A 24,673-nucleotide genomic window follows, 5' to 3' on the forward strand; every position below is an offset into this window, starting at 1 on the left:
TCTTAGCGAGCTGTCTCGCCTCTTAAAGCATATTAGCTCAGCTGTATTGATAACAAATTAATATATATTATTTTATTAATATAGCGTTAAGGTGATGTATTAGCAATATATTGCACTCTATAGATAGCTTTTATCATTGGCTACCATGTGCTAACGCATAGGCAGAGACACGATAGCCATTTTGATGCTTAGAATTCATTGTCTCTGTCATTTTAGTTGAAATAAGTGCACGTGCTAACGCCTGTAGACTGGCTCCCGTGGTGGAAACATCGTCGAATAACAGCAAGCGCTTTACGGGAGGTTTTGAGATAACGGCAAAAGCATTGTCTAAATTACTCAAGCGTTCAGCGCGAGTCAGTCCCTGCTGGCTAATCGTATCATCGATACGTCTAACGCCGTGCCATAAGGGGATATGCCAATGCTTCGACAGTTGTGCTGATAATATACTGACAGGGTCAAATCCACGCTTAACCAGTCGCTGATCCGTGGTTGGCATCGCGACAATGACACTATTATTGTGGTAGCAGCCATGTGGACGTGGCAGTTGACGTATGGCATGTAATAGTAGTGGCAGTTTGGTCATGTCTTCATGATGCTTGAAAGACCGAACTGCCTGACGCATTGGGTAGTCGTAGTAGGTTGCCGCTTGGATCGTCAACGAGGTGCCAGCAGCAATATCAACCTCAAAAGATTTTGGTAACCATATGATACTGTTGTGGCAGTCAGCACAGAGTAAGCCTTTGTTTAAGCGATGACTTACCCGATGACAAATATTGGCAAATATGCTGTTATTTAGTGAGGGCTCAAACGTAGCAGGCGCATTGGTTGAGTGCTCGATATGAGAGGGTGAATCGTACTGTCGTAGCTCAGATTGTGGAATACTGCGATAGGTGCGGCATAGTCGGCAGTGTACATATAGGTACTCTGCCAACCACAGTCCGGTTTGATAAGGTGCTAGACGAGGCATCAGCTGTCATAAGTCAGGGTAGATGCTACTGATATCAAAGCCCTTTCCAATCATTAAGTACGATACCGAAGCCAATAGAGGTGTTTTCATGGTTATAATCGATGATAGATTCGCCATAACCTTGGAACAACTGCACCATCCCATTGACGTTTTCTGACAACGGGTAAATATAGTCAAGCTGTGCCGCACCTTTATTGGTGCTTGGGTTGTAGCGCAACGTCCCACTGAGGCTCTGCTGATCTGGCAAATCATATAAGAACTTGATATCACCGTAGCCCATGTAGTCTTCGATATCTGGGTTATCATCATCGCTATTACTGTCACTATTTACTCGAGCCCATAGGCGCGGTATGACTGAGAGCTTGCCCCACTCTGCGCCTGCCATTAGATAAGCGCGGTTCCATGAACGTGACAACGGATCATCTTGTCCGTTAGAATGATGGACAGCACCCGCACCCAGCATACGTAAACGTCCGCCAAACGGTAGATCGGCAGTCACAGGCTGTGTCAAAAATATTTCAGGCTGATAGTCTGTGGCACGAAATGGTCGTGAGTTGTCTTCGTTATAAACTTGCCAATGCGACTCTTGGGTATAACCAAACCACAAATCAGCACTGGTATCGAATAAATCTTCTGCAACTTTTGTCTTTAGAGATAGCTGGAATTTTAGCTCAGTTTCACGCATCTCGTTAGTGGTTAACGATTCAGTCTCTTGTGATGGTGTACCTGGACTCAAATTGGGATCAAAGGTATAGAACAACGGCAGTAAATAAGTCGGGCGATACGGTCTTACTGTCCATGTACCACGCTCACTGTTTTTGTCTAGGTCATAAGATAGACTGAGTGGCGAGAATTTTTCGATGTCTGTTTGAGTGACACCTACATTTTCTAAAATCTGTGCTTCATTATCTATTTCTATGTTGCCATTTGCCTTCAATTTGCTAGCTGCTGTTTGCTGATTGGTCATTAAGATGGTATCGGCATCTTCAACTGTCGTACCACTCATTGACGTTTGAGACTCAGCCAATATCACTTTTGGATTACCTGAAACCGTACTTTGAAATGTCTTTGCCAAATCAATTGGTTGTTTGGTTGAGGTATAGCTTGGTGTTTTACCTTGTTCAGCTACCTTATCAAAACAGGCCAAACGAGCACTACTGCTCTGTACTTGCGTACACTCCAAAAACAGCTTGGCTTGCTGTGCAACAAATGCTTTGTCATTCAGCTTGTCTATTGGCATGTCTACATTTAAGTCAGCATTAAGACCGCCACTCTTTTGCGACGCGTTCAAGCTTTCGTACTCAAATGCAGCCTCTGCTGCTGGTATCTCATTATAAGTTTGAGTCGTGTCCGCAGCTTGTGCTTGTACTGCCGTAAAACTCAAGGCAATAGCGACTGCCATACTCAAACGAGTGTGCATACCTTGATAGGATATTTGGTGCGAGCTATCAGCTTTACGACTCATTGTATTGGTACGTTGCGGTTGACGTTGAGCAGTGATATGGGCAAACATAGATGTCCTTTATCTAACCGACGTCGCCGCCAGCAGAGTATATAAGATAATTGATATAGCCATTAGCGTTGCCGCTAAAAATTAGATGAAAAATCAATAACTGGCCAATACGAGAGGCAATCACTACAGACTGTAATTCGCCTTCAATATTGTTACGTTATTGTAATGAAAATATGAACACTATACTAGCGTTATTGACAGATAAAATACGCACGAATCAGCATAAATCATACTAAACCAAATACTTAGAAAATATTCTAAAAAAAGAATAAACCGCATTAAAAAAGCCAGTGTACTGACATAACAGTACACTGGCTTTCTTACTCGTTAAGCAAAAAATCATGATTTAATAACTTTATTAAGTCCTAATTATCAATCATTCAGCGCATCCAATGTCTGCTCAAACTCTGCGCGACCGATCTCACCGACTTGTTGCTGTGTCAGTTGACCCTCTTTATAGTATAGCAGCGCGGGCGGACCGAACAGCTTATAACGTGAAAAAATGGCTTTTGAGTCTTCAGTTGTCTCTGTAATATCGAGCCTCACTAGCTGCCAATCTTGCATCTGCACTGGACGGTTATGAAACAGGTTCTTGTCCATAATGCGGCACTCAATACACCACTCTGCTGTCAGATCGACTATGACTTCGGGATTGGCTGCAACAATGGCATCTAATTCAGCAAGCGTAGTGATCGTCTTATCAGTGGCGCTATTGCTAGCTAATGGCTGTGTCGCGCTCGACTGTGCCACGGTTGGCGAGGCACTCAATGACGCTAATGGATGCAAGCTATCGTCATTGCCCAATGCTGCGCCAATTATCAAGCAAGCCGCCCAAATACCAGCCATCAGACTGATCGCTTGGGTCAGCATACGCGCTTTGCCAAGCCAGCTCCATGCCCATGTGGCGACGACCATAAACCACAGCGCCCATACCATCAGCATGACTGGCGATATAAAGACCCGCTCAATCAATAGCAGTGCAACGGCAAATAATAGCAAAGCAAAGCCCTGCTTGACCCAGTTCATCCACTCGCCTGCCTTTGGCATGATTTTGCCTTGGGTCGCACCAATTAAAATGAGCGGTGCGGACAAACCAAACCCTAGCATAAATAACGCCACAAAGCCCAGTAGCGGATTGCCAATAGTAGAGACGGCTAGCAATGCCCCGAATAACGGCGCGGACACACAAGGTGACACCACAAGCGCTGATAAAAACCCAGCGACTAAACTGCCACCTGTACTACCCAGCTTACTATCCCCTGCTTGGCTCAAGCCTTGCATTTTTCGACTGATTGCTTGTGGCAAGCGAACCGTGAAAACACCGAGCATATATAGTGCTAACAAGACGAAGACGATAGCAAATCCAATGAGAATAACGGGATTTTGTAGCCAACCAATAATACCCAATGACTCACCAAACACAGCAATTATCGCGCCCAAAACACCATAAGCTGTCGCCACACCAATTGCATAGCTGGTGGTCAAAATAACGCCGCGCTTGACTGTAGGGTTCTGTTCGCGAGCCACGATATTGGCAACGATGGGCAGCATGGGCAACACACATGGCGTCAATGCCAAACCCAAACCTGCCAAAAACAACAATACCAAGGCAAGCCATGGATGAGAAGCTAAGCCAAAAGGATCACCATCGACCAACGCCTCTGATGTTGTCTCATTGCCATTAGCTGCGCCATTTACGCTGCTTTTTTCACCAGATAGCGTGTCTGTCGTCGTACTACCGTCTAACGACTCATACTCCAGACCATCGCCATCGATTAAATCATAATCAATGACTCCTTCATCAACCTCACCAGCGAGCGCCTGCTCTGACTCAGAGGCCGCGTTGTCAATATTGGCTGTTGATGCTGCTGTCGCTGATTGAATTACTGTGCTGTCGGCTACAGTAGTATTTGCGCGATTACCATTCTCAGATAATGCATTAGCAGCTGCACCATTCTCAGTGGTTGCCTGTGCTGACACAGTTTTGATATCGACTGTGGTTGTGATTTTTTCTGGTGGATAGCACAGACCTGCTTTGGCACAACCTTGCCAACCAATGACAATTGGCACATCTAGCATGCTTTTGCCGTTGCTAGTGGTCAATGTGGTGGTAGCGACCATGTTGGCTTGATCAAATACCAGTACCTTTCCAAAAGTAGGATCATCAATCGAGTATGGTGTCTGGCTGTATGTGAAAGGGGCTGCCGTCACGCCAGCTGGTAGCGTTAGCTTAAGCTGCTTCTTATAAACGTAATGCTCAGGCGTGATATCAAAGTTAACCGCTAAGCGTGTACCAGACTTGACTGGCGTAATACCACTACTCACCTGAAAAGCTTGATCGACTGGCAAAAACTTTGATTTTGATGTGCTTTGACTACTGCCAAACAAATCGCCCAGCCCTGCAGCATGAGCGGTCGTTGATGTCACTGACAGCCCTGCAAACAGCGAGCTACTCGCAATCGCTAGCGCGAAAACATAGGACTTATTTAAATAACTATTTGCCGTGAGCGATTTAGATCGTTGTGGCGGCTTGATTGACATAAATAACTACCTATTATTACCAATATTTGAATCGACCTGCATACTATTTATTTTCGTGTCGCTGCAATATCTACCTTGGTTTTTATTTTTTCGGGTGGATAGCACAGCCCTGCTGTTGCACAGCCTTGCCACTCGATAATCATTGGTGCATTTTTTGCGCCCTTGCCATTACTTGTGGTCAATGTAGTGGTTGCAACGACGCTCCTTTGTGTGAATACAGGCACTTGACCGAATGTTGGATCATCGATTGAGACAGGCGCTTGATTAAACGTAAAAGGTGTTGCACTCACGCCTTTGGGGAATTTCAAAGTCAGCTTGTTTTTATAAACATAATGACCTGGCGTAATTTCAAAACTGATCGACAACCGTGTGCCTTTGGAAGTCGCTTTGGTATTACTGACCACCTGAAAGGCTTGATCGACTGGTAGAAATTTTGATTTGACTGAGGTGTTGCCAAACAAGTCATTTAGGCCTGCAGCCTGCGCGTTGATAGATATCATAGACATGCTAGCTACCAAGGAGGCACTAATAATAGCAAAGGCTTGTGCGCGTACATTTATAGAAATGGGTTTCATAAGTACAATGGGCGATGTATTTGGCATTTTGATTGACATAAGTATTACCTTGAATGGCAGGTTTAGTAGCTGATAATAAAAGAGCGACTATATCAGTATGTAAGATGGTTATACGGGCATGCAGGCATAGTTACTATCAGGTATAGCCTCTATCAGCATGGTCATTATAAAGTCGTACTGTGAGACAAGGGTTTTTAACATTACTAAAAGTGTGTTCATAAAATATATTGATAAAAAACATCAACCAATAACGCCATATTGGTTGATGTTTTTATTAGTGCTGACTGCTTGAGTGGCTTAACTTTATAAGTGAGACTTATAGCTTGGCGTAGAGATCTGTGTCTTGACCTTCACCGCCTTGTTGTCCATCAGCACCTAACGAAAATAAATCATAGGGACGGCCCTCACTGCCAGGCGCAACATACTGCATCTCATTTTCCCAGCCATCAGTTGGATAGCCGCCTTTGATATAACCGCCTTCGGGATAGTTTTTTGCATCAGCAGGCGGTGTGGTCAACGCTTCTAAACCCTGAGCCGTGGTTGGATAACGTGAGTTGTCAACTTTATACATATCTAGCGCATTTGATACGGTGGCAAGCGCAGTCTCAGTGGTTTTGACGCGTGCTTTGTCGCTTTGTCCGACTACTTTTGGTACCACCAATCCAGCAAGAATGGCTAGGATCACAATAACGACCATAATCTCGATAAGAGTGAATCCTGCTTGACCAGATTTTCTTGCCGCACTGCTATGCATGGCTGAAGCTGAAGAAGCAATCTTATGGTCATTTAGAATATTTGAATGGGGTTGTGTATTCTGAATAGCACTTTTTGGCGTCATATTTACTTGGAGTTTGTCAGTCATAGTCATCGCTTTGGTCATCACAGTTATGTAAACAGTAAAAGTGGCGTTCTATCGTGGCTCTCATCAATGATATATCAATGAGCTCTGAAACTATGGTCACTATAAACCATGGTTTTATTTTTATCCAGCACTGTGCCCAGTTTGAGTTTGGGTTTGCTACTTTAGCCAAAGTGAACTGTTAGCTGACACCAAATGTATGACTATTAATCCGTGCTTACTATAGCGCGGCGCTTGTGTTTGCCATAGCAAAAATAGCGTTCGTTCAACAATATACAACAGTAAGCAAACCTTAAGAAAGCTAATCCATGGTTTAGCAAGCAAGATAGGTGATATTAATAGGATAAGAGAGCATTAGAGAGAGGTTTTGAAGATAGGAAGCTGGCTGTATGTAAGGAATATGATTAATAGTTAACTAACGCATTACCTGTAATTTAGCCTGCCAAATCATTCATATTAACGATTGGCAGCATCACCGCCATGACAATAATCATCACCACCACACCCATCAACACTAGCATTAAAGGCTCAAGCAATGATAGTAAGGTACTGATAAAATTGGTTGCCTCGGCCTCTTGCATATTGGCGGCACGGCTAAGCATATTTTCAAGCTCGCCTGAGTTCTCCCCACTTTTTATCATCTGTACCATCATTGGGGGAAAATAAGGGGATTTCTCTAACTGACTAGATAAACTTGAACCTTCCGTGACTCTATCGGCCGCAGTGATAATGGTTTTTTGGATATGCAGATTGGTCGTTACCGCAGCCCCAATATGCAACGCTTCAATGAGCGGCACGCCTGAGCGTACTAATATCGCAAGGGTACTGGCAAAACGTGCCGCATTGAGTCCTTTTGACAGTCTGGCCAATATGGGCAATCTCAGGACAGTACTGTCTATCGTCAACTTGCCTGCTTGCGTTTGGGCAAAGCGATAAAACAAAAATGCGGTGCCTGCCAGTACCAACAGTATCAGCCACCACCACTGAGTGATGATATTTGACAAGGCCAGAACGATTTGGGTGATTAGCGGTAGTGCCTGTTCAGATTGCTCGAATACTTTGACAATTTTGGGCACCACAAAGCTCATCAGTCCCATAATCACGCCAATGGCCATGACCATCAGCACAATTGGATAAACCATAGTGCCTTGGACTTTCTTCTGTAGCGCAAAACGGTTTTCGGTGTAGTCTGCTAGCTGATTGAGAATGAGGTCTAGGTGACCAGATTTTTCGCCTGCGGCAATCGTGGCGATATACAACGGCGGAAAACTGGCGGCTTGTTGTAGGGCACGCGCTAAGCTCAAACCCTCTAAGACATGCGAGCGTACCGCCAGCATCAGAGATTTGATATGAGTCTTTGGTGATTGTTTGGCGACAGCGGCCAACGTTTCTTCGAGCGGAATGCCTGCAGCGAGCAATACAGATAACTGACGTGTTAGCAGTGCAAGCTCATAGGCAGAAGGTTTTTTGTAGCGGTTTTTGCTTTGGCTCTGTCTGTCATTGACCGCACTGACCTCAACCGGCGTCCAGTGTTTATCACGCAACTGCTGACGGACTTGCCGCGCAGAGTCGCCTTCTAGCAAGCCCTTTTGGACACCACCATGGTCATCAAGCGCTTTAAAATGATAAGCGGGCATATCAGCGGATATCCTAAAAAGGTCACAGACAAAAGGTTGTAGTATTTACTCAAAAGCTCAGGTTTTCAAAAGCGTAAATGCTTAAAACTTTCAATACTTTAAAAATCTCAATGCTTTAAAAAGCACATTGCGTAGATAGTGTCATCATTTATACGGCAATGAGCCTATTAAAAAAACGGTGTTGAGTCATTACTGTCAGGCATCAAGCCCTGCAGCAGTAATACATCTAAATGCTGCTGCTGGATTTTTTTATCAAAATCATTAACCTCAGCTATTAGCATTCTCTCGATACGTTTGTCACTGGCAAACATACTGAGACGCGCACAGATCACAGCCAACTGATAAATGCGTTTTTTGCAATAACCATCTAGCCCTTGTAGCAGCCTAACCATATGCGGTGTCTCAAGACTGGCATAGTCATAATCAGTGATTACCTGCTGACCAAGTGCCCTGACACCATAGCTGATCGACAAGTGCGCGCAAAAATAACAGCTGAACAAATACCCAATCACATGACCGATATAATAGCCTCGATCATAGGTAAAGCTACTCACACCAAAGTGACCGAGTACATAACTATTGAGACTGCCTTGATCCTGAATTGGTTTACCATGCTTTAGTTTACCGACAGTGGCAAAGCATAATGGGTTTTGTCCGTCCTGAGTGGTCAACTGCCAACCTGCGGGCTGCTGAGCGGGCATATGACGCACAATATCATCAATGATATCGTCGATGATGTGCAGCTGCTGCCAAAGCCTATCAAGCGCCTCGGTGTCCATAAGACCACGCTTATCAAGCTGCTGAGCCAGCAAATACTGCTGATACTCTACAAACTGTGACTTGAGAGTTTGCACAAGATACGTGGGACGCGTATTGGCAGATGCCATATATAGCAGTCGAGTGCGCTCATGCTGAGTACGATAAAGCGCCACACGCTGCGCTGCTACACTCTCGTCACTAGCAGCAGGAGTTGCCGCTACGGCGTTCGCATCGGCTCGTTCAGGAGAAGCGGCTTCTGCAGCGATGGCTTCCTTATTATCTGATAATGTAAATAATGTCAGCAAGGCTGCTTTGTCAGGCATTTCTGTCGCGTTATCTGTCTGAGCAGCTTCGTTCCTGCTTTGACCATCTCTGATACTTTGCTTATTAGGCTTACTTTCTTTTTTAGCAGTTGCAGTAGTGCCTTGATGGCGATTGGCTTCTGTACTTGGCTTTGCGGTCGGTTCAGTCATAACACACCATCAGCAGCAAAAATAAACATCGTCTAGGTTTTTTATAGGACTGTCAATCAGTGACAATCAATACGCCAAAAACACGCGCTCATACCTTGACGATTCATCACCCCATAGTACCTGAACCCAATCACATTGTCAGCTGTACGTGTTCAAAAGAGCCCGCGTCAATATCAGTGATACGACACTTATAAATCCTTGATAGCCACCATAAAAAAGCGTTAAGAACACATTGGTATCCTTAACGCTTTGAATAAAACAAGTATGAGCTACCCTAGGCAAGAACTTGCTTTTGATACTGCTGACGATAAGCTTTTGGTGAAACGCCATAAACCCGCTTGAATGCTTGGCTAAAAGTAGAGTCTGAGGCATAACCTACCATCTGGCTGATACGGCAAATGCTATTTTGCTGCAAACGCAAATAGCGCGCCGCTAAGCGTAAGCGATAGTCAATCAGATAGGTCAATGGCGGCATACCAACCGTGTCTTTGAACCGCTGCGCAAAGCTAGAACGGGACATCCCTGCCACCTCCGCAAGCTGATGTATCGTCCAGTTTTTACTGGGTGCTCCATGCATTGCAGCAAGCGCTTTGGTCAAAAATGGATCTTTCATTGCCTTGAGCCAACTCTCTGTGGCTTCAGGTAAGCTCTCAATATACACGCGCAAGCATTCAATCATCATGATGCTCGCCCAGTGATTGATGACCGCTGTTTTTCCCATACGCTCACGCTCAGCTTCGAGTGTCAGCAGTTTAATCTCTACATCGATGACCTCAAACCGACCATCATCTGCATCGTTTATTTCGGGCAATATAGGTGGCAACACAGACAATAAAGGATGAATCATCTCTTTATCATATTTGCACTCAATCAATATCAAAGAGGAATTGGGATCACCATCGCCATTGATATCGAGCGTACGCTCTTTACAATTGAGCAATAAGTCGTCAAGCGATTCGGCAACATCGCCATTATGATTCAGCGCATAGCTCACATGCTTATGCGCGTTCGGGATCATAATCATATCGCCAGTACGCGCCTCTCGTAGACCATTCCCGACATCAATACAAAAGCCACCAGACATCACTAGATAAAACAAAATCGTGTCTTTTCTAGTGATTGAATAAGACCAATTGCCAGCGCCATTTAAGCGATAGTACTTCGTCTCAAATAAATGCACGTTTTGTAGCAATACGCTCAGTGCGTCCATCCATTAGTTCCTCAATAATACAGGGTCGATACCAACCAATCTCACAAAAACATACACAGTATTAAACATATCGCTTCAAACCTACCCAATAGACACAGTGATTCGTCCTGGCTGACTCTTGCTGGAGCAGGTCATCATTTCGAAACCAGGACAAAAATGATTTAAATACCAATGGCTGTCATTCAAATTGACAGTATCACGCACTATTTATCATGCAGGGTGGTATATCACTCTTTTTTCAATAGTATGCATGCATTAATTTTCTAAAGCGTATTCTGACTTTAAACTTGCCAATCAAATGAGACCCATCAGGTTGTTTAATATTACTTAAAAACCTTCGATTATGAGTATCTCACTTAGATAACTATCATTTGAGTCAGGAACACGCCTTCTTATAATGCCGAATTTAAAACCTATTGTCTATTTACTTATAAGAATAACTAAACAATAGTATGCTTAACAATTTTATTGAAGTAATTCTAAAGGATTTAGGATAGAAGTAATGAGGCACACAGAGTCAATTGACCCTCAGACAATCAAAGTCTGTTAAAGTCATTTGATAAAGCGTCATAACACAGAAGAATACAAAACAAGCAGGCACAAAAAAACGCCAACGATGGCGAATACAATTACTTAAATAGGTTGGGTAGTACAGGATAATAAGGAGAGATACTGCAGAATAAAATATGGGGCGACTGATGGGACTCGAACCCACGACAACCGAGATCACAACCCGGGGCTCTACCAACTGAGCTACAACCGCCATAACTATTGCCAATGAAAAGGCAAGATCTTCAGGCTAAATGGTGCGCCTGGCAGGATTCGAACCTGCGGCCACCTCCTTAGAAGGGAGATGCTCTATCCAGCTGAGCTACAGGCGCTCTTAGAGGACTTTTATATACCAAATCCAGTTTATAATATAATGTTCACTATATCAAAAACTAAACCATTATACATAAAAAAAAGCCTGTAAGGCTCTTAAAATAGATGGTCGGAGTGATAGGATTCGAACCTACGACCCTCTGGTCCCAAACCAGATGCGCTACCAAACTGCGCCACACTCCGAAATTCTCTATTATCTCGATAATTTGTTGATTAACTCGTCGTTGGCAATGCCTCTAACTTGTTAATGTTCCTCGCTATCGAGGTGCACATATTAAGGGGAAACAGCGATGGTGTCAACACCTATTTTCAATTAATTTAAAATAATTGCGATTTTTTTTTAAATTAACGTCCGTTTTGCAAAAATAGCGGCATTGAAACCCTTTATCAATAACAGCTACTGCCACTACCGATATCATTGTGCTTTGTTTAACGGTGATATCCATTCACCGTTGATCGTACCTGTCAGCACATTAAACGGCATCAACCATAAATGCGCAGGGCTTGAATCATCTCCATTAGTTTCGCTATCAGCATTGCTATTATCATTAGGATGGATTTTTTGCTTCAGTGCAACGGGTTGTTGCTCAACTCCTAACACTGGATAGACGAGCCAGACCTGCCCTGCTCGATACGCTTGTGCATAGCTGGTCAACTGATACGCGTCGTTTGCACTGATAGACGCAGCACTCGGTAAATGCTTCCATTTCATATCAATAACATGACTGTAGCGCCTGACTCTTTTTGCTCTCATGTTTGCTTCAGTATTTACACCAGCATTTGTTTCGACAGGCTCTTTGTTATTGCTCTGATTGTGAGCACTATCATCACAGTCAGTGTCATATATCAGCAAGTCTGGCCGTATAGATAAGCATGCTTGTCCTTTATCATCGTTTAGCCACACGCTTTTGGTTTGATAAAGAGGGCGATAAGTGTCACTAACCTGCTGAAACATCTCGGTGATACACAAGCTTGCCCATTGTTCAAACGCTTGATTCATATCAATCAATAAACACAAGCGCGGCTTAGATAGGATTTGCTGAACAGGGTCAATCCCATTGCCTGTCGCCGTATTTGATTGCTGCAATAACCAATATGCCAAATCCAATAACTCTTGAGCGGCTTGTAGTTGTTTTTGTTGCAACGGCTGAATGCTCAATTGTCGCTTTGCTTGATGGTATGTCGAGTTTAGTTGCAGCATCTCACGTTGATTCAGCGTAGGTAGTCGTTGCCACGGCTGCAAACGTGTTAAAAACATAGGTGGAGGCAATAAAGGTGTTAGGTGTATCAACGCACTTTTGATTAATCGATTGGCCAATATATCTGGACTCAGCACACTGCTCTCGCAGACAAACTTGTGTGGCTGCATAGTGTTGTAGCGCAGCTGCTCTTTGATGAGTAAACGGCCCTGCAATGAGGAGTAATTATTGGTCTGTGTTTGATACTGTTTGGTTGGTTGATAGCCTGCCACTCGCTGCAAGAACTGTGCGACCAGCCAATCTGACAATGGCAATACTTCCATCGGCAGTGGCACGGTTTGATGACTGAATTGATTGAGGTTTTTTGTATTTGGCAGCTTGCGATTCTTACGGGTGTCAAGGCGGGTCAAGTCAGATAGCATGCCCTGTACCCAGTGACGCGTCTGTACGATATCGTCGTTTTGGGTAGACTGGTTCAGCTTTGGTAGGATTTCTAAGGTCATGCCACTGGGCAATAAAATAATTCCAATATAGTGCCCGACTTTGAGTTGCCACTGTCCTTGTCGACGCTTGATCGTAAATACATCGAATTCTTTTGCCATTAGCCAATGAAAATCTGACACCTGCAAAAAATCATGCACCGTGAGACGCTGATGCTCAAATACAGTGATAACACGCTGACTAGATGAATGCGTAAACCGACTATCTACGCGGGTGTGTGAATAGTTAATGTCATACTGTTGTCGTTGATTGCTTATCACCTCAGTCACCCTGCTAATACAAACGCTGATAGACAGCGGCAGTACTAAACGCGCCTGTCTTATCGACTAGGTCTGCATTCACGTTATAGCCAGACATATTGACCGACTGACCCATCAAAAAGCCCGGCTCTGCAAACATTTGATGATGCGCATTCGGATTATGATGGTTGCTAGTTGGGCCATGTGTGTCTTGATTGGCCATCATCTGACTGTCCTGAATAAACTGCAAGCTTGTCGGCTGCGACTCATCTCTAAATATATACTGCAGGACGCTCATTTGATTACCCGCGGCTTGCGCCAACTGTGGAATGATTTGCTCGATCAGACTCGTTTGCAATTGCTCTAGATTATCCACTGACAGCAAAAAGGCGTGACCCAATTGCGCCTCTGACCCTAGCGTCTGTACGATACGCGTGTTCAATCCTATTAGCAGTTTGCCCAAGTCTACTGTGTCACTGTCATTAGTACTAAAATTATCAGTGCCGACATTATTAGTGCCTAGCTGTTTTGGTAAGCCCATAACGCTGCCAATAACGGGTAATAGTTCAGGCTGCGGTGGACAATCAATGAATCGAAAACGTCGACGTAGTGCCATATCTAATGGTGCTAGAGAATGGTCTTGAGTGTTCATGGTCGCATAGATATCGACATTGTCAGGGACACTAAAAGCCCGTCCAGAATAGGCCAGATGGATCGTCATCGCGTTTGGCATGCCCGCGCGCTTATCTGACTCAATCAAACTGAGTAATTCACCAAATACTCGTGACACATTAGCGCGGTTGATCTCATCAATCAGCATAGCATAGCGATGCTGAGGGTCGCGTACGGCGCGCTGACAGAGCTTCAAAAATGCGCCATCTTGCACAGCGTAACTCATTTGAGCGTGGTTAGAATGGCTCTGGTTGTTCTGAGTGGCGCCGCTCATCACAGGGCGAATGCCTTCGACGAACTCCTCGTAACCATAGGCCTGATGGAAGCTCACCATACTAAAGCGCTGCTGTGCAATATTCTGATTTTGATCAGTTTTGCACTCATGTTGCGCCTGCTGAAACTCTGCCAACTGCTGTGACAATCCTAACAGAAGCGGCATGCTTTCAGGCAATAAGTACCACCCGCCGCTATTGTCTTTATCAAAATAAGCTTGGCTGGCTCTGTTTTTATAACTGACGGTACCTGAGGTGGCTGGACTGTGCATTTGCAGCACTGACCAAGCTGTATTGCTTAAATTTTTCTCTCGGGAATTTTGTGTCGCTTTGGCCGTAAAGAAGTGATGATTAACCAGTTCAGGAACTTTGACCAAGTCTTTCTTATTTAATTTAAAGTCTAAGAATATTAGACAGACTACCTCTCGCCAGCTTAAGTCTTGCAGCAGTTGCCCAAGCAGATCTTTTTCACTGGCAGTAGGAAGGATATCTGTATATTGCTTAGCAATTTGTAGCAATCGATAGGTTTTACCCGTACCCGCGACGCCGGTATAAATCATATTGATAGGCTTGTGGGTCGTCGTATCAGGCATAGCGTCATCCAGCATTAAGATTCATAAGATAGGTCGTGCTAAGGCGTGTCATCATACTATGATAACGCGGCTGTTTTGTAATCGCAGCAGTTCATGCTAATAATAGTCGCAGAATCATGGTTGATGTACCATAGTGATGATAGTAGTCATCATGGCTTTGGTCATCACTACTCTCATGCTCAACTTATATAGCGGTTATAGCAACCACTATAAACATCATGCTAAAAATGCCATTCAACACATTTATGTTAAGGAATTTTGTATGTCAGGACTATTAAAAAAACTGCCCGCCAAGCTGACCAAAAAACGACCAGCCAAAGCATCTGACAGCACAAGAGCACCTACCGAAAAACCCAGTAGTACTCTAAAACCAATCAGCAATCAATTTACCAAACTGCTATCAGTGACCAAATACTTACCTGCCGGTGCGCGCTCCAGTATTTTGTCCAAAGCCTTTGGTAAAGTCGTACCTTATGTAGGTACCACAGGTATCTACTATGAAACGGTCGAGCCCAATCAAGTGGTCGTCAGTTTAAACAATAATAAAGCTGTCCAAAACCACATCGGCTCTATCCATGCCGTCGCCATCACCTTACTAGCAGAAACAGCAACAGGCTTCATTTTAGGTCTAAACTTGCCGTCTGATCGTATTCTGCTGATCAAGTCTTACTCCGTTAATTTTTATCGTCCAATCAAAAAAGGCCAGATCGCCGCCGTATCTAGCCTATCTGATGAGCAGCGCCTGCATATCTTAAACACCCCAAAAGGTGAGATGGTTATCCCGTGTATCATTGAAGATCGTGAATCGGACAGTGTCCGCGACCCCATCGTGGTCGAGATGACATGGGCTTGGATTCCAAAGTCTGAGCTAGAAACCCGGCGCCAAGGCAAAGCCAATGAAAAACTGGTAGATGGCAATCTTTTAGATGACCGTACTGATGCAGAGGAAGCTGGCTCAAACGATGCCACTTCAGATAACGATGTAAATGCAGATACTAATGCAGATGATACGAATATAGACAATGCTAAGAGCACAGCCGAATAAATCGCTGCATCTCTTAGCTCCTCAATCTGAGCATAAAAGCACGAAGCGCAAATTATTGATTGAATTTACATAGGACACGCTATTTCTTTTTTATAGCGTGTGCCGTATATTTGCGTTCAATAAAATCAATGAGGAAATAGTGATGTCCAAACTTAGCAGCTACGTATTTATGGCATCACTGATGACCCTAGGCTCGTTAGGCTTCGTTGTTGGTGCTAATGCCAATACGGCGACAGCACCTACTACCACTATTGCTGAGTCTGGCCCTGTGTTTTTGGGTGATGGTAGCAATTATCCGTTTTCAGAGGCAGTGCAAGTTGGCAATACGCTATATATGTCAGGGCAAATTGGTTTTAAAGATGGCAAACTGGTCAAAGGTGGTATCAAAGCTGAGACCAAGCAAGCGCTAGATAATCTCCACAACACCTTACGAAAATACGGCTATCAAAAATCTGATATCGTTAAATGTCTGGCGATGCTCACGGACATGGATGACTTTGATGATTTTAATAAAATCTATAAAACAGAGTTGTCCAAGCCCTATCCCGCACGCTCCGCTTTTGGCGTATCAGAACTGGCAGCAGGGGCGAGTGTTGAGATTGAGTGTATCGCGGCAAAGTAATAGCGGTATAGAGTGCCGTATCCACTCCAGTGCTTAGGTTTCAGTGCTTAGACTCCAGCGCTTAGATTGGTATTGCATCGGCCGTGAGTGCGCTTTCTTTGGTGACTCGCAGCACCTCTTCTAACGTGGTTCGTCCTTCTATCACTTTACGTAGGCCATCTGCACGAATTGACGGTGTCTGCTGACGTGCATACTCTTCTAGCTCGTACTCAGCGGTATTACTGTGAATCATACGGCGCAAGGTGTCATCGACTGGCACAACTTCATATATTGCCGTACGCCCTTTAAACCCTGACTGATTGCACTTATCGCAGCCAATAGGTTTAGGCAGACGAATCACGTCATTTATTATATTTTCAGCATCTCCCGAGACTGGCTCGATACCGATTTCGGTAAATAGCTTGGCTTGCTCGCTGTCCGCATCCTGCCAACCATGACAATGTGAGCATAACGTACGCACCAAGCGCTGTGCCACTACGCCGATGAGCGAGGACGATAATAAAAAGGGCTCAACACCCATGTCCTGTAAGCGAGTGACCGCGCCAATTGCTGTGTTGGTATGGAGTGTTGATAACACCAAATGCCCTGTCAAAGAGGCCTGTACCGCAATCTCTGCTGTTTCTAAATCGCGAATTTCACCAACCATCACCACGTCTGGATCTTGACGCAACATCGCGCGTAGACTCTTGGCAAAGGTCATATCGACTTTATTATTGACCTGCGTTTGTCCAATACCATCGAGCTGAAACTCAATCGGATCTTCAGCAGTCAAGATATTACGAGTTTGATCATTTAGATCAGTCAGCGCTGAGTATAGTGTGGTAGTTTTACCCGAGCCAGTCGGTCCTGTCACCAAGATGATGCCATGCGGACGATGAATCAGACGTTTCAGCTCAGTATAGTCATTATCAGACAGCCCCAAATACGTCATATTAAGGCGACCTGCCTGCTTGTCTAATAGACGCATCACGACACGCTCACCAAAGCTCGATGGCAGTGTCGACACACGTACATCCACCTCACGACCTGCCAGTCTGAGACTGATACGGCCATCTTGTGGCACACGCTTTTCGGCGATATCCAATTTGGCCATTACCTTAATACGTGACACCAATAATGGCGCCAATTGGCGCTTGGGTGTGATAATTTCTTTGAGCTCTCCATCGACACGAAAACGTACGACCAAACGTTTTTCAAAGGTTTCAATATGGATATCTGAAGCACTCAAACGAATGGCTTCGGACAGTAACGCGTTGATCAGACGAATAATGGGCGCATCGTCTTGCTGATCCATCAAGTCTTCCGTTTCAGGTACGCTATCGGCGAGACTGTCAAGATCAGGATGATCCTCTAGCCCAGCTGCGATGTGCTGCGATTCGCCTGTATTGCCCGCATAAGCAGCATTCATGCGCTTTTCAAAATCGTCCGAGCTGACACTGTCATAAGTGGGTATGCTACGAATACCTTGCTGTTGCAAAAACCTCACGGCTTCATTAATCGCTGGCAGTGGCGTGGCTTTGGTCAACACCAATGTCGGCGGCAACTCAGGATCAATCGCAAGTATGACCAAAATCTGATGGCGTTTTGCAAAACTGTACGGCAACTGCATCATAAGTGCGACCTGATAAATAAAGAGAGTGACAGAAAAGGGAATGATAGCCAAACGTGCTGCATGCCCTAAGCTAATTGCCTAACTGGCTAAGCCAAAAAAGAGTACAAGTAAGCGGGCATGAGTTTGTTATAATAGCATTTTGTTTTAAACACGTATTATTTTATGCGGTTGGTGGCTCATACCTATTGCTACTCGCTGAGTTTTATTGCATAAATAGTCAGTCTATAATTAAGTCATTATGAAAAATGACAACATTGACGCTTTTTTAAATGGAACCAGCTATATCAGACTGTTTTCGATTTTTTTGTTTGGTTGACAGCACGTTATTATTACTCGCGTCGCTCATTTTTATACCGCTCAAACGACACATTATATTTTGTTTGTTCCCTCGCTCATTTGCTATTAGGATTTTCAGTTATGTCAGATAATATTAGCACTACTAACCCGTCACTACTTTTGCAAGATACTTTTACTGTCGGTAGCCGTACATTTTCTTCTCGCCTATTGGTCGGCACTGGTAAATATAAAGACATGACCGAAACTGGTACAGCCATTGCCGCATCAGCTGCAGAAATTGTCACTGTCGCTATTCGCCGAGTCAATATCGGTCAAAACCGTGATGAGCCTAACCTGCTTGATGTCATCTCTCCTGATAAATATACGATATTGCCCAACACCGCTGGCTGCTTCGATGCCGAATCTGCCATTCGTACTTGCAAGCTGGCTCGTGAGCTATTGGGTGGTCATAACTTGGTTAAGCTTGAAGTGCTGGGTGACGAAAAAACCCTTTATCCTAATGTGATTGAGACCTTAAAAGCAGCTAAAGTACTGATTGATGATGGTTTTGAAGTCATGGTCTATAGCTCAGATGATCCTATCGTCGCACAAGAATTAGAAAGCATGGGCTGTGTCGCCATTATGCCACTTGGTAGCTTAATCGGCTCTGGATTGGGCGTGCTGAATCGTCATACGCTAAGCCTTATCATCGAAAATGCCAACGTACCAGTGTTGGTCGATGCAGGCGTCGGTACCGCTTCTGATGCAGCGATTGCGATGGAGCTTGGCTGTGATGGTGTACTCATGAATTCAGCGATTGCCAACGCACAAAATCCAGTGATGATGGCTCATGCGATGAAGCACGCTGTTTGGGCAGGTCGCGAGGCGTTTTTGGCAGGTCGTATGCCGATGCGTAAGATGGCCACTGCCAGCTCACCGCAAACAGGATACTTTTTTCAGTAACCTGCTAAACTGATGACGTCCAACCATGCGCTACTTATAAAATAATAAAATAAAGCATTGCTCAGGGCGTGTTTGATACTCAAGCATGACCCTGACTATCGCTTTTGACTCACTACCTATCGTCATAAAAGGATTTATTATGCGACTTCTCACCGCAGTCGACCAGTTGTTTTTACTTCTTGAGTCGCGTAAGCAGCCGATGCATGTTGGCGGAATGTTCTTATTTGAATTGCCAGAGAATGCCGATAGTGACTTTGTCTATCAATTGGTAAAGCAGATGCAAGACTCCGATGTCCCGCCAAGCTTTCCTTTTAATCAGGTTTTGGAACATCTAGTATTTTGGAAAAAAGACAAAGACTTCGATGTTGAGCATCATTTTCATCATGTCGCATTGCCAAGCCCTGGACGTATTCGCGAGCTCCTCATGTACGTTTCAAGAGAGCATGGTCGTCTACTAGATCGCGCCATGCCACTATGGGAATGTCATGTGATTGAAGGCATTCAGCCAGAAGTGGAAAGCGGTCCTGAACGGTTTGCGTGGTATTTCAAAATTCATCACTCTTTAGTTGATGGCATCGCCGCTATGCGCTTAGTACAAAAGTCATTGTCACAATCAGAGACTGAGCCAGTCACTCTACCTGTCTGGTCGCTCATGGCTCGCCATCGCAATCCAGTCGATGCCATCTTGCCTGCCGAAAAATCTATCAGACGTCTGTTAAAAGAGCAGTTTTCAACCATCAAACCGGTGGTGACCGAATTGCTGGATAATATAAAAAACCATGGTGATGAGGGTTATGTCGGTACCTTTGATGCACCGATGAGTATCTTAAATAAGCGTATATCGGCATCACGGCGGATAGCGGCGCAATCTTATGACATACAGCGATTCAATGATATCGCCGATAGACTCAAAATCAGCAAAAATGATGTGGTATTGGCGGTTTGTGCAGGTGCCATTCGTCGTTATTTAATATCAATGGATGCCTTACCTAGCAAGCCTTTGATTGCATTTGTACCGATGTCGCTGCGTACAGATGAGAGTATATCGGGCAATCAGCTGTCGTTTGTATTGGCGAACTTGGGCACGCATTTGGACAATCCATTACGCAGAATAGAGTTGATTCATCGCAGTATGAACAATGGCAAGCGTCGTTTTCGCCGTATGAATCAAGCTCAAGTCATCAATTACAGTGTCATCGCCTATGCATGGCAAGGCATCAACTTGGCGACTGGATTATTTCCAAAAAAACAAGCCTTCAACCTGATTATCTCTCACGTTCCAGGGTCTGAAAAACCGCTATATTGGAATGGGGCGCGCTTGCAGTCATTATACCCTGCGTCAATCGTGTTTAACGGGCAAGCCATGAACATCACCTTAGCCAGTTATTTGGACAAGATTGAGTTTGGCATTACCGCTTGTGGCAAAGCCTTGCCGCGTGTGCAAGACATGCTAATGCTCATAGAAGAAGAGCTGCAACTGTTAGAGACTGTCAGTAAAGAGTTGGCATTCAAAGGCATTACCGTCGAAGATAAAGGCAGCAATAAGGGTAATGATAAAACAAAAAAGCTGGCTCCATAACGGAACCAGCTTTTTGATGTTAATGAGTCTCATCAATAATAGCGACAGTCAATCAATGACAGCGTATTAATTAGAGTGCATCGCCCCATGCTGGGACAACCATTTGCATCAATGGCTTTAACAATTTCACATTGCAAGCAAAGATAGAGCCTGACGTCGCTGAGTTGTGCGCGCCAGTATGATCAACCACCACACCACGTGCTTCAGTTACGATAAGCTCGCCCGCTGCGATGTCCCAAGGCTTGATAGACATCTCAAAGTAACCGTCAAAACGACCAGCGGCCACATAGCATAAATCAAGTGCTGCTGAACCCATACGACGGACTTGACCACCGGCTTCAGAGACCTTTTGTAAGCTCTCAAAGTGCTCTTTGGCATAAGAGATGACTTCGCCGTTGCGCTTGCGCTCAAGCGGATGACCGGTCGTAAAGAACCCACCATCAATCGTTTTACGCTCGCTTACTTGCATACGGCGATTGTTCAAGCGCGCGCCTTTACCGCGGCTCGCAGAGAACATCTCGTCACGAACAGGATCATAGACCACACCATGTTGCGTGACGCCTTTATGCTGTACTGCGATAGATACGCAGAACTGCGGCACACCGTGAACAAAGTTTTTAGTACCATCTAGCGGATCGATAATCCAGCACCAGTCAGCATCTTCGCCGCGGCCTTCTTGCATACCAAACTCTTCACCCAAAAACGAATGATTCGGATAGCTGGCTTTTAGCGTCTCAATCGTGAGCTCTTCGCTAAAACGATCGATACGAGTGACTAGGCCATCAAGTCCTTTAGACTCGATATCTAGCTCAATTTTGTGACGGTTTTGATGCGCATATAAAATCTCTTTACCAACTTTTTCAGCAGTACGCGCTGCGATGACGACCATGGGTTCCATAAATAACCTATTTGCTTGATGAATGAATGTAACATTTACTTGATAAATAAATACCAAAAATAAGACCAACTCTGTGCTTACAACATGCCAATCAGCCGCCGCATCACACCACATCTATGCGATTTAAAAAACGTGTCGTTTATAAATGAAAACTTATAAACGACAACCGCATTATACTAAAATTGTTCGATAAAGACGAAAAAACCGTCACGCTGACCCAACCAATATATTGGTGATCGAAAACACTGCGCAAGTTGTAAAAAAATAAGCACCTACGGCTAGCAGGTGTTTGCTCTACGTAGAGAGCTAATATATTTATAAATAAGTGGTTCAGAGTAATAGCAAAAATCTGAGAAGCATCAACTATGACCAGAGTGACTTAATTTGTCTGACTACACCATCGACATCTAATCCACAATCCGCCAATTGCTCTGCTTGTGAACCATGCGCAATAAAACGATCTGTAATACCAATATTGCGAATAACCGGACGATGCTGCTGATAAGTCTTAGACTCATTGAGCAAGTACTCATTTACTGCACTGCCTGCGCCGCCCATAATCATGTGCTCCTCTAGCGTCACGACATGCGTCACGCCTTGTGCTAACAGGCTGTCAAGCATTGTAGTATCTAACGGCTTCACCCAGCGCATATTGACCACATGCATCTGACAATCCAGTGCTGTCTCTTGAGTGATATGCTCTGCAGCACGCTGCGCGGTGGCAACCATCGTACCAAATGCCAGTAACGCTATCTTGTTAGGTGCGTCTGTGTTACCCAATACCGACTCTATGACGGCTTCGCCAACTTTATAAATTTGAGCGGGCTGTTCTATAACTGCCCCAGTACCAAGGCCACGCGGATAACGAACTGCCGTGCATCCTTGGTATTCATAACAGGTATTGAGTAAGTGGTAGCATTCATTTTCGTCTTTGGGCGCGGCAATCACCATATTAGGTACACAACGTAAAAAGCCAAAATCAAATACGCCCGCATGCGTGGCACCGTCTTCACCGACGAGGCCCGCTCGATCAATGGCAAACATCACATCGAGATTCTGCAAAGCCACATCATGAATCAGCTGATCATATCCACGCTGCAAAAACGTCGAGTAAATCGCCACAATCGGCTTGACGCCCTGAGTTGCCATACCAGCCGCTAGTGTGACAGCGTGTTGCTCAGCAATGGCTACGTCAAAAAAGCGCTCTGGAAAATGACGAGCAAACTCAATCATGCCCGAGCCCTCTTCCATGGCAGGAGTAATAGCGAGCAACTGATCGTCTTCGGCCGCTTTATCACACAAAAACTGTCCAAACACTTGCGAGTATTTTAACGCAGTCTTTTTGACTGGGTCTTTGATAACGGGCTTCGATTCTGTTTTCTCGGTACTCTGAGAGTTACTATGACTGTCAGCAGGTAGTTTGCTGATTGCGTGATAGCCGACTGGGTCTAATTCTGCTGGCGCAAAGCCTTTACCTTTAGTCGTATAGATATGTACCAGTACTGGGCCTTTTACCTGCTTTGCCAGTGATAACACACGCAACAGCTCAGGGATATTGTGCCCATCAAACGGACCAAAGTAGGTAAAACCTATCGCCTTAAATAAATTGTCTTCTAGCTGCGGGACGTCACGCATCTCTTTGTGGCGTTTGCGTCGATCAAACGCTTGCATGTCAGGGCGTTGGCACAGAATAGGCTCGCCTGACTCAGAGATATCCACCTGATAGCCCAATTCCCACAGCATCGCTAGATGACGTGAAAAGCCGCCGATAGAGCATGATATTGACATATCATTGTCGTTTAGGATGACCAACAGATCCGCATCTTGCTGTACCGCATCATTCATGGCCTCAAATGCCATACCGCCTGTCATTGCGCCATCGCCGATGATGCAAGCAACGGTTTGCTCGCGGCGCTGATAGCGCAGGGCTAGACTCATACCCAGACCGGCTGAGATTGAGGTTGATGAATGTCCAACCCCAAAGGTATCGTAGACGGACTCTGCGCGCTCTGGGAATGCCGTCAGACCATCTTTAGACCGGATAGTGCTCAACTGATCACGGCGACCTGTCAATACTTTATGGGCGTAGGCTTGATGACCCACGTCCCATACGATCTGATCGTTTGGTGTGTCTAACAGATAATGCAGTACGATAGTCAGTTCAACCACACCCAAGTTGGCACCGAAATGCCCGCCACTCTGACCGGCTGAATATAATAAAAAAAGACGCAGTTCATCAGCCAATGTAATCAGCTGATCTTTGCTCAATGTGCTCAAGTTAGAGGGCGTATCGATTGCATCAAGCAATGGCGTATCAGGACGCACGCGTGGAATCTCAGTATAGGTCTGCTGTAAGCTCGATAGCTGGGCAGCAGAATCAAGCACTGATGCAGATAGAGACTGAGACTGTAAAGAATGAGGTGACTGCTGCATAAACCGTACGATACCTACCAATCTGCTGACAAGACATATCCTCAGCGTATAGCGATCACTATAGCCAAGGGATGTCAATAATATCTACATCGTTATTGATGTAATCGACCATATAATTATTCATGCAACTTTTGCGGTATATAACTATGTAATGTTGCTACATACCATAGCAGCGACACTGTCTGGATAAACGACGCGCCAATACTACGCTGAAACGCTAAGGGATAACATTATGCCCTATTATTTTGCATCAATATCAGATGTTAATGACGACATAGTAGTGCAAGGATAAAGACTTGTCACTGTATCCATCAAAATAGTATGGCATAATAGCATTTTTTTTTAATTGTCGC

Annotated in this window: 17 protein-coding genes and 3 tRNA genes; 4 read left to right on the forward strand and 16 right to left on the reverse strand. The window is 44.8% G+C overall.

What is annotated here, in order from left to right; genetic code table 11:
- Positions 1 to 133: 133 nt before the first annotated feature.
- The 13 genes from I6E86_RS00890 to I6E86_RS00950 form a co-directional block, all read right to left on the reverse strand.
- Complete coding sequence (locus I6E86_RS00890) at positions 134 to 967, reverse strand: ComF family protein (RefSeq protein WP_197174673.1); 834 nt, start codon at positions 965 to 967, stop codon at positions 134 to 136.
- Positions 968 to 1,001: 34 nt separating this feature from the next.
- A complete protein-coding gene (locus I6E86_RS00895) occupies positions 1,002 to 2,480 on the reverse strand; it encodes a phospholipase A (RefSeq protein WP_197174674.1) in 1,479 nt (492 codons plus the stop codon).
- A gap of 372 nt (positions 2,481 to 2,852) precedes the next feature.
- Positions 2,853 to 5,021, reverse strand: a complete 2,169-nt coding sequence (dsbD, locus tag I6E86_RS00900) for a protein-disulfide reductase DsbD (RefSeq protein WP_197174675.1) — start codon at positions 5,019 to 5,021, stop codon at positions 2,853 to 2,855.
- Between the two features lie 47 nt (positions 5,022 to 5,068).
- Complete coding sequence (locus tag I6E86_RS00905) at positions 5,069 to 5,635, reverse strand: protein-disulfide reductase DsbD N-terminal domain-containing protein (protein ID WP_227680464.1); 567 nt, start codon at positions 5,633 to 5,635, stop codon at positions 5,069 to 5,071.
- 277 nt (positions 5,636 to 5,912) lie between these two features.
- Positions 5,913 to 6,458, reverse strand: coding sequence for a type II secretion system major pseudopilin GspG (gene gspG / locus I6E86_RS00910; RefSeq protein WP_413786978.1), 546 nt, complete (start codon positions 6,456 to 6,458; stop codon positions 5,913 to 5,915).
- A gap of 431 nt (positions 6,459 to 6,889) precedes the next feature.
- Entirely contained in the window at positions 6,890 to 8,092 is a 1,203-nt protein-coding gene (gspF, locus tag I6E86_RS00915; protein WP_197174676.1) for a type II secretion system inner membrane protein GspF, read from the reverse strand.
- A gap of 167 nt (positions 8,093 to 8,259) precedes the next feature.
- Positions 8,260 to 9,324, reverse strand: a complete 1,065-nt coding sequence (locus tag I6E86_RS00920; protein ID WP_197174677.1) for a hypothetical protein — start codon at positions 9,322 to 9,324, stop codon at positions 8,260 to 8,262.
- Between the two features lie 274 nt (positions 9,325 to 9,598).
- Positions 9,599 to 10,534, reverse strand: coding sequence for an AraC family transcriptional regulator (locus tag I6E86_RS00925; protein WP_197174678.1), 936 nt, complete (start codon positions 10,532 to 10,534; stop codon positions 9,599 to 9,601).
- Between the two features lie 687 nt (positions 10,535 to 11,221).
- Positions 11,222 to 11,297, reverse strand: a tRNA-His gene (locus I6E86_RS00930).
- A gap of 41 nt (positions 11,298 to 11,338) precedes the next feature.
- Positions 11,339 to 11,415: transfer RNA gene (locus tag I6E86_RS00935), tRNA-Arg, on the reverse strand.
- 107 nt (positions 11,416 to 11,522) lie between these two features.
- Positions 11,523 to 11,599, reverse strand: a tRNA-Pro gene (locus tag I6E86_RS00940).
- A 232-nt stretch (positions 11,600 to 11,831) separates the two neighbouring features.
- Complete coding sequence (locus I6E86_RS00945) at positions 11,832 to 13,376, reverse strand: 5-methylcytosine restriction system specificity protein McrC (RefSeq protein WP_320158512.1); 1,545 nt, start codon at positions 13,374 to 13,376, stop codon at positions 11,832 to 11,834.
- A 13-nt stretch (positions 13,377 to 13,389) separates the two neighbouring features.
- Entirely contained in the window at positions 13,390 to 14,892 is a 1,503-nt protein-coding gene (locus I6E86_RS00950; RefSeq protein WP_197174679.1) for an McrB family protein, read from the reverse strand.
- 262 nt (positions 14,893 to 15,154) lie between these two features.
- Here I6E86_RS00950 and I6E86_RS00955 point away from each other — a divergent pair, with 262 nt between their 5' ends.
- Both I6E86_RS00955 and I6E86_RS00960 read left to right on the forward strand, forming a co-directional pair.
- The gene (locus I6E86_RS00955) at positions 15,155 to 15,937 is read left to right on the forward strand and encodes a DUF4442 domain-containing protein (protein ID WP_197174680.1); all 783 of its coding nucleotides are present in this window, start codon (positions 15,155 to 15,157) and stop codon (positions 15,935 to 15,937) included.
- Between the two features lie 142 nt (positions 15,938 to 16,079).
- Entirely contained in the window at positions 16,080 to 16,559 is a 480-nt protein-coding gene (locus tag I6E86_RS00960; RefSeq protein ID WP_197174681.1) for a RidA family protein, read from the forward strand.
- Between the two features lie 61 nt (positions 16,560 to 16,620).
- On the opposite strand, the gene gspE is transcribed toward I6E86_RS00960, so the two are convergent.
- On the reverse strand, positions 16,621 to 18,171 hold the full coding sequence (gene gspE, locus I6E86_RS00965) for a type II secretion system ATPase GspE (protein ID WP_197174682.1): 1,551 nt from the start codon (positions 18,169 to 18,171) through the stop codon (positions 16,621 to 16,623).
- 417 nt (positions 18,172 to 18,588) lie between these two features.
- Here gspE and I6E86_RS00970 point away from each other — a divergent pair, with 417 nt between their 5' ends.
- Together I6E86_RS00970 and I6E86_RS00975 are read left to right on the forward strand one after the other, a co-directional pair.
- On the forward strand, positions 18,589 to 19,410 hold the full coding sequence (locus I6E86_RS00970; RefSeq protein WP_197174683.1) for a thiazole synthase: 822 nt from the start codon (positions 18,589 to 18,591) through the stop codon (positions 19,408 to 19,410).
- Between the two features lie 139 nt (positions 19,411 to 19,549).
- Positions 19,550 to 20,989: a WS/DGAT/MGAT family O-acyltransferase gene (locus tag I6E86_RS00975; protein WP_197174684.1), complete on the forward strand. Its 1,440-nt coding sequence runs from the start codon at positions 19,550 to 19,552 to the stop codon at positions 20,987 to 20,989.
- A gap of 70 nt (positions 20,990 to 21,059) precedes the next feature.
- Here I6E86_RS00975 and I6E86_RS00980 read toward each other — a convergent pair whose 3' ends face one another.
- Positions 21,060 to 21,887: an inositol monophosphatase family protein gene (locus I6E86_RS00980; RefSeq protein ID WP_197174685.1), complete on the reverse strand. Its 828-nt coding sequence runs from the start codon at positions 21,885 to 21,887 to the stop codon at positions 21,060 to 21,062.
- 363 nt (positions 21,888 to 22,250) lie between these two features.
- Positions 22,251 to 24,320, reverse strand: a complete 2,070-nt coding sequence (gene dxs / locus I6E86_RS00985) for a 1-deoxy-D-xylulose-5-phosphate synthase (protein WP_197174686.1) — start codon at positions 24,318 to 24,320, stop codon at positions 22,251 to 22,253.
- Between the last annotated feature and the right edge of the window lie 353 nt (positions 24,321 to 24,673).

The organism is Psychrobacter sp. SWN149 (assembly GCF_015864565.1).
Classification (GTDB): domain Bacteria; phylum Pseudomonadota; class Gammaproteobacteria; order Pseudomonadales; family Moraxellaceae; genus Psychrobacter.

Coding starts and splice junctions, on each gene's coding strand:
- I6E86_RS00890 (WP_197174673.1), bottom strand. CDS start 967: ATGCCTCGTCTAGCACCTTATCAAACCGGACTGTGGTTGGCAGAGTAC.
- I6E86_RS00895 (WP_197174674.1), bottom strand. CDS start 2,480: ATGTTTGCCCATATCACTGCTCAACGTCAACCGCAACGTACCAATACA.
- dsbD (WP_197174675.1), bottom strand. CDS start 5,021: ATGTCAATCAAGCCGCCACAACGATCTAAATCGCTCACGGCAAATAGT.
- I6E86_RS00905 (WP_227680464.1), bottom strand. CDS start 5,635: ATGTCAATCAAAATGCCAAATACATCGCCCATTGTACTTATGAAACCC.
- gspG (WP_413786978.1), bottom strand. CDS start 6,458: ATGACTGACAAACTCCAAGTAAATATGACGCCAAAAAGTGCTATTCAG.
- gspF (WP_197174676.1), bottom strand. CDS start 8,092: ATGCCCGCTTATCATTTTAAAGCGCTTGATGACCATGGTGGTGTCCAA.
- I6E86_RS00920 (WP_197174677.1), bottom strand. CDS start 9,324: ATGACTGAACCGACCGCAAAGCCAAGTACAGAAGCCAATCGCCATCAA.
- I6E86_RS00925 (WP_197174678.1), bottom strand. CDS start 10,534: ATGGACGCACTGAGCGTATTGCTACAAAACGTGCATTTATTTGAGACG.
- I6E86_RS00950 (WP_197174679.1), bottom strand. CDS start 14,892: ATGCCTGATACGACGACCCACAAGCCTATCAATATGATTTATACCGGC.
- I6E86_RS00955 (WP_197174680.1), top strand. CDS start 15,155: ATGTCAGGACTATTAAAAAAACTGCCCGCCAAGCTGACCAAAAAACGA.
- I6E86_RS00960 (WP_197174681.1), top strand. CDS start 16,080: ATGTCCAAACTTAGCAGCTACGTATTTATGGCATCACTGATGACCCTA.
- gspE (WP_197174682.1), bottom strand. CDS start 18,171: ATGATGCAGTTGCCGTACAGTTTTGCAAAACGCCATCAGATTTTGGTC.
- I6E86_RS00970 (WP_197174683.1), top strand. CDS start 18,589: ATGTCAGATAATATTAGCACTACTAACCCGTCACTACTTTTGCAAGAT.
- I6E86_RS00975 (WP_197174684.1), top strand. CDS start 19,550: ATGCGACTTCTCACCGCAGTCGACCAGTTGTTTTTACTTCTTGAGTCG.
- I6E86_RS00980 (WP_197174685.1), bottom strand. CDS start 21,887: ATGGAACCCATGGTCGTCATCGCAGCGCGTACTGCTGAAAAAGTTGGT.
- dxs (WP_197174686.1), bottom strand. CDS start 24,320: ATGCAGCAGTCACCTCATTCTTTACAGTCTCAGTCTCTATCTGCATCA.